Consider the following 13,283-nt stretch of genomic DNA (forward strand, 5'->3'; position numbering starts at 1 on the left):
GTCAGGCCTGCGAGGCCCGGGCCGCCCTGCGCTGCGCCGCGGCCGACCGGAGCACGCCCGCCGCGGAGATGGCGAAGCCGACGCCCATCAGCATGCACACGGCCCACGCGTACGACGGGAACGGCTCGACGTCGAGGAACAGCGGGGCCATCGTCGCGAGGGTGGCCACGGCGCCCACGATGAACACGATGCCGCCGGTCTTCACCAGTGCGTCGCCGGGCCGTGCTTCGTCGGAATGAGGAGTAACAGTCACCCGACCAGGGTAGTTCCCAGGCCGGAGCGGCCGAAGCGGCCGCCCGCGAAGGACCGGGGAACGTCTTGTCACCCGGCTCCCGGCCATTAGCCTTGAAGCGGCGGGTCATCCATGGCCCGCTGCGCTGTTATCCGGAGCCGTTCCGCGGCGTTCCGGACCCCGACGAGCACAAGGACAGAGGACGGACGTGCCTACCGGCAAGGTCAAATGGTTCAACAGCGAGAAGGGCTTCGGCTTTCTCTCCCGCGACGACGGCGGCGACGTCTTCGTCCACTCGTCGGTGCTCCCTGCCGGGGTCGACTCCCTCAAGCCCGGCCAGCGCGTCGAGTTCGGTGTCGTGGCCGGACAACGCGGTGACCAGGCACTTTCGGTGACGGTACTGGACCCGGCGCCGTCCGTCGCGGCGGCGCAGCGCCGCAAGCCCGACGAGCTCGCCTCGATCGTGCAGGACCTCACGACCCTGCTGGAGAACATCACCCCGATGCTGGAGCGCGGCCGCTACCCGGACAAGGTGCACGGTACGAAGATCGCCGGTCTGCTGCGCGCGGTGGCCGACCAGCTCGACGTCTGACCCCCCGGGAAGTCCGGTGCCCCGCCACTCTTGCGAGTGGCGGGGCACCGTCGTACCGAGGGCCCCGTCGGGCCTTCCGGGGGCAAGGGGGGCTAGGGGAAGGCCAGCGCGCCGGGCGAAATGGCCGGTACCAGACCCTCGGCCGCCGCCCTCGTCAGCAGTCCGCGCACGGCCGCGTACCCGTCGTCGCCGAGGGCGGCGGTGAACTCGTTGACGTAGAGCCCGATGTGCTGGTCGGCGACGGCCGGGTCCAGCTCCTGGGCGTGGGCGCGTACGTACGGCCGGGACGCCTCCGGGTCGTCCCAGGCCATCCGCACCGACGTACGGGCGGACTCGGCGAGCGCGCGCAGCCGCCGCTCGCCCAGCGAGCGCTTGGCGATGATCGCGCCGAGCGGGATGGGCAGGCCGGTCGTGGACTCCCAGTGCTCGCCCATGTCGGCCAGGCAGTGCAGCCCGTAGTCCTGATAGGTGAACCGGGCCTCGTGGATGACCAGTCCGGCGTCCACCCGGCCGTCGCGCACCGCTGGCATGATCTCGTTGAACGGCAGCACGACGACCTTGCCGACCCCGTCCGGGAGCACGTCCGCCGCCCACAGCCGGAACAGCAGGTAGGCGGTCGAGCGTTCGCCGGGCACGGCCACCGTCTTCCCGGCGAGGTCCACGTCCGGCTCACGGGTGAGCACCAGCGGGCCGCAGCCGCGCCCCAGGGCGCCGCCGCAGGGCAGCAGCGCGTACTCCTCCAGCACCCACGGCAGCACGGCGTACGACACCTTCAGCACGTCCAGCTCACCGCGCTCGGCCATGCCGTTGGTGATGTCGATGTCGGCGAAGGTGACGTCGAGCGCGGGCGCGCCCGGGACGCGGCCGTGCGCCCAGGCATCGAAGACGAAGGTGTCGTTCGGGCACGGCGAGTAGGCGATCTTCACGGCGTTACCGCTCATGGCGTTCTCCCCAGTTCGCGAGTACGGGCCCCAGCGTGCGGAAGCCGTCGGCGAGGGCGGCCAACGCGTCCCCGATCCGCCAGGCGGCACGGTCACGCGGGCCCACGGCGTTGGACACGGCGCGGATCTCCAGTACGGGCAGCCCGTGCGCGGCGGCCGCCTCCGCGACCCCGAAGCCCTCCATGGCCTCGGCCCCGGCCATCGGGTGCCGGGCGGAGAGCTCGGCGGCCCGGGCGGCGGTCCCGGTGACGGTGGAGACGGTCAGCACGGGCGCGAGCAGCGCCCCGGTCGCCTCGGCGGCGCGGGCGGCGAGCTCGGGCGGCGGCAGGTGCACGCTGTGCCCGAAGCCGAGCGCCCGCACGTCCAGGAAGCCGTCGGCGGTCTCGGCGCCCAGGTCGGCGGCGACGATCGCGTCCGCGACCACGAGGGAGCCGGGCGGTGCGGCGGGCTGGAACCCGCCGCCGATCCCCGCGGAGACGACGAGCGCGTAGTCGGCGAGGACCAGGGCGGTGGCGGTGCCGGCGGCGGCCGCCGCCGGACCGACGCCCCCGACGAGCACGTCGAAGGCGACGCCCGGAAGGTCCCGCCGGGTGACGCGGTAGCCCCCGGCCAGGGTGCGCGGTTCGGGACCGGGGGCGTCCGGATGAGGGGACAGACCGGCAGCGACGGAGTCGGCCTCCGCCGCCACCGCGGTCACGACGAGCACGCGCACCGGCGCCGTCCGGTTACTTGAGCTTGAGGTTGATGGTCCAGACGGAGAGCGGCTTGCCGTCCTCGCCGAGCTGGACGAAGGCCAGCTTCTTCGAGGCGGGGGCCTCGCCCTGGCCACCGGTGGCGAAGACGTCGGCGCCCGGGAAGCTGCGGTAGGTGTTCTCGGACGGCTCGGTGATCTGCTGGCCGTCCAGGACCGCCTGCCACTTCTTGCCGCCCTCGACGACCTCGGGCTCGACCCCGAGGCGCAGGGTGTCACCCCGCCCGTACTCGATGGTCTTGGCGGCCTTCGCCTCGGTGAGGCACTCCTGGAGCTTCTCCATCGTGAGCGGCTCCTTGCCTTCTTGGCAGGCGGCCTCGGCGGACACCGACGAGGTGCCGACCGTCACGGTGGCCAGGGGCGTCGGCTTGTCCCCGCATGCGGAGAGGAGGAGGAAGCCGGCGGAAACGGCTCCGAGGGCCGCGACGCTGCGGCGGGCCCTACCCGGGATAAGCGGTGCGGTCATGAGCCGAAGGCTATCGGGCCGCCGGGCCGCGCCGCTGCATGGGGTACCACTGACCTGCTGTGGCGCGGGTCTCCCGGTGCGGCGCCGGTGCCCCGGCCCCGCCCCCGGACTTCAGGCCACCCGCGGGCGGGAGGCGCCCGGGTGGTGGTGGCGGGGGGCTCCCACGAGGCCGCGGAAGGCCATCGTGGTGCCCAGGGCGACCATGGCCGCCGCCACCGACATGCCCAGGGCGCCGTTCAGCGGCAGGACGATGCCGATCGCGCCGCCCAGCACCCACGCCACCTGGAGCAGCGTCTCCGACCGGGCGAAGGCGGAGGTGCGGACCGACTCCGGGACGTCCCGCTGGATCATCGCGTCCAGCGACAGCTTCGCCAGCGCCTGGCAGAAGCCCGCCGTGGCGGCCAGCACGGCGACGAGGAGACCGCTGAAGAAGGCCGCCGCCAGGATCGCGACCACCAGGGTCAGGCTCAGTACCGCAGCGATGATCGCCTCGGGCGCCCTGGCCCGCAGCCACGCACCCACCGCCGTGCCGCACGCGTTCCCGACGCCCGCCGAGACGCCCACGATCCCCAGTGACACCGCCGCGCTCTGTCCCGCCAGCGGATGCACCCGCAGCAGGAACGCCAGGAAGAAGATCAGGAAGCCGGACAGCGCGCGCATCGAGGCGTTCGCCAGCAGGCCGCACAGGACCGAGCGGCTGACCGTCCGCAGCCCCGGCCGCTTCGAGTGCGCCTCGTGCGTGGAGAGCCGGGCCCGCCGCTCGCCCTTGGCCTCGTCCACCTTGTGCGGCAGCGTGAACGCCGCGAAGGTGCCCCAGACGAAGATCACGCAGGCCCCGTACAGCGGCCACTCCGGCCCGATCAGGTGCAGCGCGGCGCCCACCGGCGCCGCCGCGCCCGTGGCCAGCAGGCCGGCCAGCGTGACCCGGGAGTTCGCCTTCACGAGGGGGAACCCGTGCGGGAGGAGGCGCGGAACCACGGCGCTGCGCACCACTCCGTACGACTTGGACGCCACCAGCACCCCCAGGGCCGCCGGATACAGCTCCAGTCCGCCCGTGGCGACCGCGCCCGACATCATCAGCGCCAGCAGGGCCCGGGCCAGCATCGCGGCCGCCATCGCCGCCCGCCGCCCGTGCGGCAGCCGGTCCAGCAGCGGCCCGATCACCGGGGCCAGCAGGGTGAAGGGGAGCATCGTGATCCCCAGGTACAGGGCCACCCGGCCGCGTGCCTCGTCCGTGGGTACGGAGAAGAACACCGTCGAGGCCAGCGCCACCGTGATCATCACATCGCCGGCGCCGTTGATGGCGTGCAGCTCGATCAGCTTGCCGAGGCCCGATTCACCCGCCCCGTGCGCGTGCGTGACACGCCGGATGCCGCGCGCCGTACCGGTGATCGGCAGGTGCAGGGCACGCCCCAGGGCCCGGCCGGCCCGCCTGGCCGGTCCCGAGCCGTCGCCGGACGACCGTACGGGTGCCACCTGGCCATAGTGCCCCACCGGGCCCTCCCGGACCCCTCCCGGCGCGTCGCGGACGCGCCTTCACCCGCGCCTTAACCCACGGGCTTGTCCGCGAATCGGACCTTGCATGTGGGCCCAAGGCTTCGGAGGAGGTAGCGTGCGTAGCGCGCCACCGGCGGTTGCTCTTGGCCGCGCGCCTCTTCGCGATCCCGCAGAATGGATCGCATAAAGGTGCGCCCGGAGTCCGATCGGGTGCGGACGTCGACGCGGCCCTCTGGTCCGCTCCGCCCGCTCCACGTACGGACAGGACCGACGGGTCGTTGTGGACGACAGTACGGACGGCGCACTCGTGAGACGGCGTAGGAGAGAACGAGACCAGTGAGTGCTGCGACGACGCGAAGCCGTACCCCGCGTACCCCCGACCGTCTGTGCGTCGAGGCGGTAGAACTCGCCCGAGCGGCGGCCGAGGAGGCCGCCTTCCCCGGAGTGGTGGGCGCGCACGTCTCCGCCGTGGCGGAGGGTGACCGGGTCGTCACGCACTTCTTCGAGTCCAAGGAACCGGGCTACCGGGGCTGGCGCTGGGCCGTCACCGTGACCCGGGCCTCCCGCGCGAAGAACGTCACCCTCGACGAGACGGTGCTCCTGCCCGGCGACGACGCCCTCCTGGCCCCCGAATGGGTGCCGTGGAGCGAGCGGCTGCGCCCCGGCGACATGGGCCCGGGCGACCTGCTGCCCACCGACTCCGACGACCTGCGCCTGGAGCCGGGCTGGTCGGGCGAGGACGCCCCGCCGCCGAACTCGGTGGTCTCCACCGAGATGGCCGAACTGGTCGAGGCGGAGGACGCCGACGTCACCGACCGCATGGTGGTCCCGGTGCGCGGCTCCATCACCTCGGTCGCCGAGGAACTGGGCATGCGGCGCGCCCGCGTGCTGTCGCGGTACGGGCTGCACACCGCGGCCGACCGCTGGGACGAGTCGTTCGGCGGGAAGACCCCGATGGCGCAGGCGGCGCCCGCGTCGTGCGTCTCCTGCGGCTTCCTGGTCGCGATCGGCGGCTCGCTGGGCCAGGCCTTCGGTGTCTGCGCGAACGAGTTCAGCCCGGCCGACGGCCGGCTGGTCTCCCTGTCGTACGGCTGCGGCGGGCACTCGGAGGCCGCGGTCATGCCGGCTCCGCTGCGGCCGGCTCCGCCGGTGCTCGACTCGATGGCCTCGGACGAGTTCCTCCTGCGCCCGGCCCCCGACACCGGCTCGGTCCCGGTCTCGGACCTCCCCGCCGCGGACCTGGGCCACTCGTAGGCCTCCGTAGGCCTCCGCGCCGCGCGCCGGACTCCCCCGCGGAGCCCCGGCCGGCCGGTGCGGCGGCGTACCCTCGGGCCATGGGGGACGACGACGTGGACATGGTGGGGATGCCCGGGCGGGTGACCGGGACCGTCGGGCCGGGGCTGGTCGGCGAGGTGATCGTACGGATCCGGGGCGGGGCCGAGCACTTCCTCGCCTACCCCGTCCAGGGCACCGGCCGGCTGGCCGTCGGGACGGTGGTGACGGTGGTCGAGTACCTGCCGCCGCGCACGGTGTACGTGATGGCGGCCTACGACAACTGAGCCCCCGCGCGACCTGTGCGTATCAAGATGGCGACAAGACGTCCCGCGCGTCTTCCCGCCGGCGCCGGGCAGGCGCAGACTCGCCCTCGTCGGTGTCGAACGGCACCGCGATAAGGGGGCGTTGCCGATGGCTATCGGCGTCGTGGCGGGAATCGTTCTCGCCGCAATTCTGGCTCTGATCGGCCTGTTCAAGCTCATGTGGCGGGTGGCCGAACCCAACGAGGCGCTCGTCATCTCCGGGTCGGCGCACAAGACCGAGGGCATCGGCGAGGGGATGGGGTTCCGGATCGTCACCGGGCGCGGGACGCTGGTCCTGCCCGGGGTGCAGGCGGTGCGGAAACTGTCGCTGGACCTCAACGAGACGCAGCTGAACGTGGACTGCGTGACCCACCAGGGCATCCCGCTGCGGGTCAAGGGCGTGGTGATCTTCAAGATCGGCGACGACTTCGTGTCCATCGCCAATGCCGCGCGCCGCTTCCTGGACCAGCAGAAGATGATGCCCGAGCGGGTGCACATCGTCTTCGCCGGCCATCTCCGGTCCATCGTGGGCGGGTTGACGGTCGAGGACATGATCCGGGACCGGGAGAAGCTCACCGGGCAGACCCGGGCGGCCTGCGGTACCGAGATGGAGAAGCTGGGCCTGATCGTCGACTCGCTCCAGATCCACGAGATCGAGGACCCGACGGGCTACATCAAGAACCTGGCGATGCCGCACGCCGCCGCCGTGCAGCGGGACGCGCGGATCGCGCAGGCGGAGGCGAACCGGCTGGCGACCGAGGCCGAACAGGCCGCGTTCGCCCGGATGTCGGAGGCCACCCGCGACAGCGAGATCCTCCAGGCCGGCTACCAGGCCGAGCGGGACAAGGCCGCGGCGACGGCCCGGCAGGCGGGCCCGCTGTCGGAGGCGGCCGCGCGGCAGGAGGTCGTCGTGCAGGAGACCCGGGTCGCGGAGCTGGAGGCGCACCGGCGCGAGCAGCAGCTGCAGGCGGACGTGCGCAAGCCCGCGGACGCGGCGGCGTACGAGACGCGGACCCGGGCGGAGGCCGAGCGCGACGCCCGGATCTCGGCGGCGCAGGCCAAGGCGAAGGAGACGGAGCTGGCGGCCGCCGCGGAGGCCACGCGGGTGACGACGGCGGCCGCGGCCGACGCCAAGGCCACGGAGGCCCGGGGTCTCGCGGCGGCGACCGCGACCAGGGCCACGGGTGAGGCGGAGGCGGCGGCCACGCAGGCGCGGGGTCTCGCGGAAGCCGCGTCGGCGAAGGCGAAGGGTCTCGCCGAGGCGGAGGCGATCAAGGCACGGGCGGCGGCCCTGGCGGAGAACCAGGAGGCGGTCGTCGCGCAGCAGCTGGCCGAGAACTGGCCGGCGATCGTGGAGGCGGGCGCGGGGGCCTTCGGGAACGTGGAGCACATGGTCCTGCTCAACGGGGCGGAGGGCATGTCGGAGATGTTCGCGAAGGCGCTGACGATGGGCGGCACGGGTCTGGGCGTGGCCCGCCAGCTGCTGGCGTCGATGTCCCAGCAGACCCCCGGCCCCGCCGGTCCCGCGGCCGCGGACGGCTCCGCGCCGAGCGGTCCGCTGAACGGCCGCATCCCGATCCGGGAGGAGTGACCCGCCGCGCCGCCGCTGCCGGGGCCCTGCCCCCGCCCCCCGGACCCCGCCCCGCGAACTCCCCGGCTGCCGCCGGGGTGCCCCGGGCGGGGCCGTGCCGGGCGGCTGCCCGACAGGGCGCGCAGCGCAACCCCGCGCCCGGGCTGGAATTGCCCACGGGGCAATTCCGGCCCCGTCGGCGCTTCGGGCGCGGGGCGGGCACTGCGCCGCGGCCCCGGCGGCCGGGTCGCGGTCCCGGCGGCCCGGACGCAGGCGGGCGTGGTGCAGCACCTCTGCGGTGTCCTGGCGGCCGGGCAGCGGCTCGGGGGAAGCCGGGTCGCGGTCCGTCCCAGCGGCCGGGCCGCGGGCGGGCGTGGTGCAGCGCTCCTGCGGTGTCCTGGCGGCCGGGCCGCAGTTCCCGGGGGTCGGGTCGGACCGGGGGCGGGGACTGCGCCGCGGCCCCGGTGGCCGGGCAGCGGCCCGGGGGTCGGGTCGGAGGCGGGCGCGGAGCAGCAGTCCCGCGGAGGTCCCAGCGGCCGGGCCGCGGGCGGGCGTGGTGCAGCGCCCCTGCGGTGTCCTGGTGGCCGGGCAGCGGCCCGGGGTCGGGTCGGACAGGCGGGCGGGCGTGGTGCGCGCCGCGCCGGGAACCGGCAGGCTGCCCGGCAGGGCTACTTCGCCGGGCCGCGGCGGCGGAAGAGGCGCTTCGCGGCGAGGGTCAGGGCCAGGGCGACCGCCAGGACGAGGGCTCCCTTGGTGAAGCTGCCGGGCGGCTCCGGGGAAGGGGCCTTCTCCGCGGGGGCGCCGGGCTGCGGCGAAGGGGAGGCGGAGGCGGAGGGAGCCGCCGCGGTCAGCGGGACCGCGATGACACGGCTGTCGGCACCCTCCGAGCCGAACATCAGCGCCGACCCGTCCGCCGCGTACGTCACCGACTCCGCCTGTCCCTGCCACGGCGCGTCCACCCGCTCGCCCGCGCCCTCCGGCCGGCCGTCCTTCCAGGGGTACGCACGCGCCGTGAAATAGCCCCGCAGGGCCAGACGGCTCCCGTCGGGGGAGAAGGCCCCGTCCGTCACCCACGGCACGTCCGCGACCCGCCGGAACACGTTCGTCCCGCTCGCCGACAGCTGCTCCGGACCCTCGTAGAGGCCGCCCTTGCTCTCGTTCTTGCTCGCGATGTACACCCGGCCCGTCACCGGATGCACCATCAGGGCCTCAGCGTTCCGCGGCCCGTCCGCGTACCGCACCGTGAACTGCGCGGCCTTGACCGTGGTGTCGCCCAGCTCCTTCGGCTCCGGGAACCGGTAGATCCACACGTGGTCCCAGGTGCCGTCCCGGTTGTCCCCGATGTCACCGACGTACAACTGCCCGTCCGGCCCCAGCGAGATCGCCTCGACGTCGCGGGGCCTGCCGATGCCGGTCAGCGTGACCCGGGCCACCGTCCTGCCGGTCGCCGAGTCCACCGCGTAGACGTACGGGCCGTCGTCGCTGTCGTTGTGCGTCCAGTACACGCCGGGGTGGATCCGGCTGGCCGCCAGCCCGCTCGATTCCTTGATCCGCGGATCGCTGATCGTGAACGACGACGCCCCGGAGCCCCCCGCCGCGAGGGCCGCCGTCGGCAGCAGGGCGAGAGCGAGGGCGGCGGAGGCGGACAGGACCGGCAGCAGGCGCATCCCCCAAGCCTGCCAGGCCGTGCCGCGTGTCCGGCATCACAGATGCTCCTGTCGCGCGATCCGCGATGATGACCGGATGCGTTTCATGTTCGTCGGCGACTCCATGACCATCGGACGCGCCGGCGACTACACCTGGCGCTACCGGATGTGGCAGCACCTGGGTGCGACCCTCGGCGGCCCCTGCTCGATCGTCGGCCCGCGCAGCGAGCTGTACGACACCTCCACCGACGCGCCCACCAGCCACGAGTACGCCGACCCGGACTTCCCCGCGGACGCCCGCCGCCACCTGGCCGGCTGGGGCGAGGGCTGGCAGCACATGGCCCCGCTGATCGGCCCCGCGGTCCGCGAGGCCCGGGCCGACGTCCTGCTCGTCTCCCTCGGCCTGATCGACCTCGGCTTCTACACCAAGGCCGACGAGACCGCCGCCAACGCCCGCCGCTTCATCGCGGCCGCGCGCGAGGCCCGTCCGGCCGTACGGATGGTCCTCCTCCCCGTCATCCCGAACGTCCGGGCCGAGGAGGACGCCCCGTTCGCGGCCGAGGTGGCCCGCTTCAACGAGCTCCTGGCGAAGGCGGTGGCCGATCTGACCACCGGCGCCTCGCCGATCCTGCTGGCAGCGCGCCCGCAGGCGTACGACATCCACCACGACACCTACGACGGCACCCACCCCAACGCCTCGGGCGAGCACCGCCTGGCGGGGGAGTTCGCGGCCGTCCTCCACCAGGCCTGGGGCATCGGGGGCCCGTACCGGGGGCTGTAACACGCCCGTCACGGCGGGGTCTTGCCTGGAGTCCACTCCAGGCAGTTGGCTAGTGCCCCATGAAGTACACGCAGCTCGGACGCACCGGACTCAAGGTCAGCCGACTTGTACTCGGCACCATGAACTTCGGCCCCCAGACCGGGGAGCCCGAAAGCCACTCGATCATGGACTCCGCCCAGGACGCGGGCATCAACTTCTTCGACACGGCCAATGTGTACGGGTGGGGTGAGAACAAGGGCCGCACCGAGGAGATCATCGGCACCTGGTTCGCCCAGGGCGGCCGTCGGCGCGAGAAGACGGTGCTCGCCACCAAGGTCTACGCCAGCATGGCCGCCGAGGGCGAGGCCTGGCCCAACTACGACCGCCTGTCGGCGCTGAACATCCGGCGGGCCGTCGACGCCAGCCTCAAGCGGCTCCAGACGGACTACATCGACCTCTACCAGTTCCACCACGTGGACCGGCGTACCCCCTTCGAGGAGATCTGGCAGGCCGTCGAGGTCCTCGTCCAGCAGGGCAAGATCCTCTACGCGGGTTCCTCGAACTTCCCCGGCTGGAAGATCGCCCAGGCCAACGAGACCGCGGCCCGCACCGGGCGGCTCGGGCTGGTCAGCGAGCAGTGCCTCTACAACCTCGCCGAGCGGCGCGCGGAGATGGAGGTCATCCCGGCCGCCGAGGCGTACGGGCTCGGCGTGATCCCGTGGTCCCCGCTGCACGGGGGCCTGCTGGGCGGCGCCATCCGCAAGGCCGCCGAGTCGGGGCGCAGCGCTTCGGGCCGTTCGGCGGACGCGCTGTCCAGCAGCTCGGTACGCGCGCAGGTGCAGGCGTACGAGGACCTGCTGGACAAGCACGGTCTGGAGCCGGGGGAGGTGGCGCTGGCCTGGCTGCTGACCCGTCCCGGGGTCACGGGACCGATCGTCGGGCCGCGGACACAGGAGCAGCTCGACTCGGCGCTGCGCGCGGTCGAGCTGGAGCTGTCGCAGGAGCTGCTGGCGGGCCTGGACGAGGTCTTCCCCGGTCCCGGGCCGTCGCCGGAGGCGTTCGCCTGGTAGCGGCGGCGGGCTACTGGCCGACGGCGGCGGCCACGGCCACCACGACGAACATCAGTACGAGCACACCGGCCATCACGCGGTTTCTGGTCTTGGGATCCACGCGTCGAGACTAACGCGACCGGCCCCGCCCCTCGCACGGAGGGGCGGGGCCGTGGCCGTTCTCACCCCTCGACCGCCGCCGCCATACGGTCGAGGTCGGCGAGGAGCTCGGTGAGGCGGTGCTCCGGGACGGCCTCGGACATGCGCTGGTCGATGGCGTAGACGGCGGAGCGCGCCGCCGCGAGACGGCGGTGGCCCTCCTCGGTGAGGTGGGCGGGCAGGGCGCGGCCGCGGTCGGTGGTGGCCGGGCGGGTGATCAGCCCGCCGTCCTGCAGTCCGCGCAGGACGACGTTCATGGACTGCCGCGTGACGAAGGTGCCGCGGGCCAGCTCGGCGTTGGACAGCCCGGGGCGCTGGTCGAGGAGTTCGAGGCAGGCGTACTGCGGCACGGTCAGGCCGTACTCGCGCAGCGCCTTGTCCATCGCGCCGCGCAGGGCGGCGGCGGCGCGCTTGAGGCGGTACCCCAGGCGCTCGGTCACGTCGTCATACATGTCAGGAGTTTGACATGCGGGCGCGGTGACGCCTAACTTCCCCTATGTCAAAGTCCTGACATGGGACGGCCGTGGACCGAGGAGTACGCATGACCGACACCAGCACCGACACCGTGACCGGGCCGGACTTCATCGCCTTGCAGGTGCGCGACGTGGAAGCGGCCGCCGCCTTCTACGAGAACCACCTGGGGCTGCGCCGGGCGCCCGTCTCGCCGCCCCACGCGGTGGTGTTCGCCACCGAACCCATCCCGTTCGCCGTCCGCGAGCCGCTGCCGGGCGTGGATCTCGACGCCGCCGCGAGGCCCGGTCTCGGCGTCGCCCTGTGGTTCCGGACCCCTGACGCGCAGGGCCTGCACGACAGGCTCCGGGCCGCCGGGGTCCCCATCGTGAAGGCACCCGAGGACGGCCCGTTCGGCAGGATGTTCACCTTCACGGGGCCCGAGGGCTACGCCATCACCACGCACGACGCCTGATCGGAACGCCACCACCGCCACCGCCCTCACTCCGCGCGGGCCGTTCTCCCCCTCGGCGGGCGTGCGCTTCCCGGCGGGCTCCGCCCCCGCCCACCTTGCGGTGCGGTGCGGTGCGGCTGGCGGGTACGGCTGCTGCTGTCGGCCCGCCGCTTCGAGACGGGCGTCCGCACCGTGCGGGAGGGCCGGCTGCCGTGTGTCCCCGCGCTCGGGCGTCCCCGCGCTCGGGCGTCCCCGGGCCCGTCGGAGCCAGGATCGTGCCGGGTCAGGCCGCGTCGGAACCGGGGCCCAGCGGCCAGGAGCCGACGGTCTCGTAGCGCGGCTGTTCGCCGGGGACGCCGCTGACGGGCAGGTTGCTGCGGACGAGGCTGAGGGTGTCGGCCCGCCAGGGCGTGCCCTCGAAGCCCGCGAGGGCGTCCAGGTAGGGGCGCAGCCGGACCGCGTCGTCCCGGGACCGGCCCAGGGTGAGGTGCGGGGTGTAGCGGCGGTGCTGCTCCATGGGTACCCCGGCCCGCCGGGCGGCGGCATCGGCCCGCTCCGCGAGCAGCCGCATCGCGTCGAGGTCGCCGGCGGCGCCCGTCCACAGCGAGCGGTTGCCGAAGTGCCCGGCGCCGTGGAGGCGGAGCGCGAACGGCTCGGTGCGCGCCGCGGCGCGCGCGAGCCGGGCGTGCAGGTCGGGGAGCACCTCGTCCCGTACGTCGCCCATGAAGGCGAGCGTGAAGTGCCAGCCGGGCTCGCCGGTCCACTTCAACCGGTTGTCGCGCAGCGGGCGTACGGCGTCCCGCAGCTCGGCCATGGCCTCTTCGGGCAGCAGGACGGCGGCGAACAGTCTCATGCGGCCGAGCCTAGTGCTGTGACGGGCAGGGTCCACCGGGCCGAGGCGCTCCCCCAGCTACCGCTGGGAGGTACCCCCAGGCACGGCGCCTCGCCGCGTCGTCGGGGCGCCCGAGTACGTCCAGTACTCGGGGCGCCCCTCCGCCTTGCGATGCACGGCACCTGGAGGCCCCTCCCCGGGGGTCCCACCCGGACGGCGTCTGGGGGAGGTAGCCGGGGGAACGCCGCGGGCCTGACCGACGCCACTTTGACGACAGGACCTGGTGCTGTGACGGGCAGAGCACCGG

15 protein-coding genes are annotated in these 13,283 nt (G+C 74.0%); 7 read left to right on the forward strand and 8 right to left on the reverse strand.

Features of this window, described 5'->3' with window-relative positions:
- Position 1: 1 nt before the first annotated feature.
- Positions 2-253: a hypothetical protein gene (locus ACFCZ1_RS10855; RefSeq protein WP_376678046.1), complete on the reverse strand. Its 252-nt coding sequence runs from the start codon at positions 251-253 to the stop codon at positions 2-4.
- Between the two features lie 187 nt (positions 254-440).
- Here ACFCZ1_RS10855 and ACFCZ1_RS10860 point away from each other — a divergent pair, with 187 nt between their 5' ends.
- Positions 441-824, forward strand: a complete 384-nt coding sequence (locus tag ACFCZ1_RS10860) for a cold-shock protein (RefSeq protein WP_322975534.1) — start codon at positions 441-443, stop codon at positions 822-824.
- A gap of 92 nt (positions 825-916) precedes the next feature.
- On the opposite strand, the gene ACFCZ1_RS10865 is transcribed toward ACFCZ1_RS10860, so the two are convergent.
- From ACFCZ1_RS10865 to ACFCZ1_RS10880, 4 genes are all read right to left on the reverse strand, one after another.
- Positions 917-1,765 (reverse strand): 1,4-dihydroxy-6-naphthoate synthase, encoded by an 849-nt coding sequence (locus tag ACFCZ1_RS10865; RefSeq protein WP_376678047.1) that lies wholly within the window; start codon positions 1,763-1,765, stop codon positions 917-919.
- The gene (locus ACFCZ1_RS10870) at positions 1,755-2,477 is read right to left on the reverse strand and encodes a futalosine hydrolase (RefSeq protein ID WP_376678048.1); all 723 of its coding nucleotides are present in this window, start codon (positions 2,475-2,477) and stop codon (positions 1,755-1,757) included. Before ACFCZ1_RS10870 ends, ACFCZ1_RS10865 begins: the two co-directional genes overlap by 11 nt.
- Positions 2,478-2,490: 13 nt before the next feature.
- Positions 2,491-2,982 (reverse strand): DUF2771 domain-containing protein, encoded by a 492-nt coding sequence (locus ACFCZ1_RS10875; RefSeq protein WP_376678049.1) that lies wholly within the window; start codon positions 2,980-2,982, stop codon positions 2,491-2,493.
- Between the two features lie 111 nt (positions 2,983-3,093).
- Entirely contained in the window at positions 3,094-4,476 is a 1,383-nt protein-coding gene (locus tag ACFCZ1_RS10880; RefSeq protein ID WP_376678050.1) for an MFS transporter, read from the reverse strand.
- A gap of 339 nt (positions 4,477-4,815) precedes the next feature.
- On the opposite strand from ACFCZ1_RS10880, the gene ACFCZ1_RS10885 reads away from it, so the two are divergent.
- From ACFCZ1_RS10885 to ACFCZ1_RS10895, 3 genes are all read left to right on the forward strand, one after another.
- A complete protein-coding gene (locus ACFCZ1_RS10885; protein ID WP_376678051.1) occupies positions 4,816-5,733 on the forward strand; it encodes a DUF3027 domain-containing protein in 918 nt (305 codons plus the stop codon).
- A gap of 80 nt (positions 5,734-5,813) precedes the next feature.
- Positions 5,814-6,038: a hypothetical protein gene (locus ACFCZ1_RS10890; protein WP_376678052.1), complete on the forward strand. Its 225-nt coding sequence runs from the start codon at positions 5,814-5,816 to the stop codon at positions 6,036-6,038.
- 127 nt (positions 6,039-6,165) lie between these two features.
- Complete coding sequence (locus ACFCZ1_RS10895; protein WP_376678053.1) at positions 6,166-7,647, forward strand: flotillin family protein; 1,482 nt, start codon at positions 6,166-6,168, stop codon at positions 7,645-7,647.
- Positions 7,648-8,294: 647 nt separating this feature from the next.
- On the opposite strand, the gene ACFCZ1_RS10900 is transcribed toward ACFCZ1_RS10895, so the two are convergent.
- Positions 8,295-9,293, reverse strand: coding sequence for a WD40 repeat domain-containing protein (locus ACFCZ1_RS10900; RefSeq protein ID WP_376678054.1), 999 nt, complete (start codon positions 9,291-9,293; stop codon positions 8,295-8,297).
- A gap of 76 nt (positions 9,294-9,369) precedes the next feature.
- Here ACFCZ1_RS10900 and ACFCZ1_RS10905 point away from each other — a divergent pair, with 76 nt between their 5' ends.
- Positions 9,370-10,053 (forward strand): GDSL-type esterase/lipase family protein, encoded by a 684-nt coding sequence (locus ACFCZ1_RS10905; RefSeq protein ID WP_376678055.1) that lies wholly within the window; start codon positions 9,370-9,372, stop codon positions 10,051-10,053.
- A 59-nt stretch (positions 10,054-10,112) separates the two neighbouring features.
- Entirely contained in the window at positions 10,113-11,102 is a 990-nt protein-coding gene (locus ACFCZ1_RS10910; RefSeq protein WP_376678056.1) for an aldo/keto reductase, read from the forward strand.
- Positions 11,103-11,263: 161 nt separating this feature from the next.
- On the opposite strand, the gene ACFCZ1_RS10915 is transcribed toward ACFCZ1_RS10910, so the two are convergent.
- Positions 11,264-11,692, reverse strand: a complete 429-nt coding sequence (locus tag ACFCZ1_RS10915; protein ID WP_376678057.1) for a MarR family winged helix-turn-helix transcriptional regulator — start codon at positions 11,690-11,692, stop codon at positions 11,264-11,266.
- Between the two features lie 89 nt (positions 11,693-11,781).
- Between ACFCZ1_RS10915 and ACFCZ1_RS10920 the strand changes: the two genes are divergently transcribed.
- On the forward strand, positions 11,782-12,165 hold the full coding sequence (locus ACFCZ1_RS10920) for a VOC family protein (RefSeq protein ID WP_376678058.1): 384 nt from the start codon (positions 11,782-11,784) through the stop codon (positions 12,163-12,165).
- Between the two features lie 262 nt (positions 12,166-12,427).
- Here the strand turns inward: ACFCZ1_RS10920 and thpR are convergent, their stop codons facing one another.
- Complete coding sequence (gene thpR / locus ACFCZ1_RS10925; RefSeq protein WP_376678059.1) at positions 12,428-12,997, reverse strand: RNA 2',3'-cyclic phosphodiesterase; 570 nt, start codon at positions 12,995-12,997, stop codon at positions 12,428-12,430.
- Between the last annotated feature and the right edge of the window lie 286 nt (positions 12,998-13,283).

Source organism: Streptomyces sp. NPDC056224, assembly GCF_042267665.1.
In the GTDB taxonomy this organism is placed as follows: domain Bacteria; phylum Actinomycetota; class Actinomycetes; order Streptomycetales; family Streptomycetaceae; genus Streptomyces.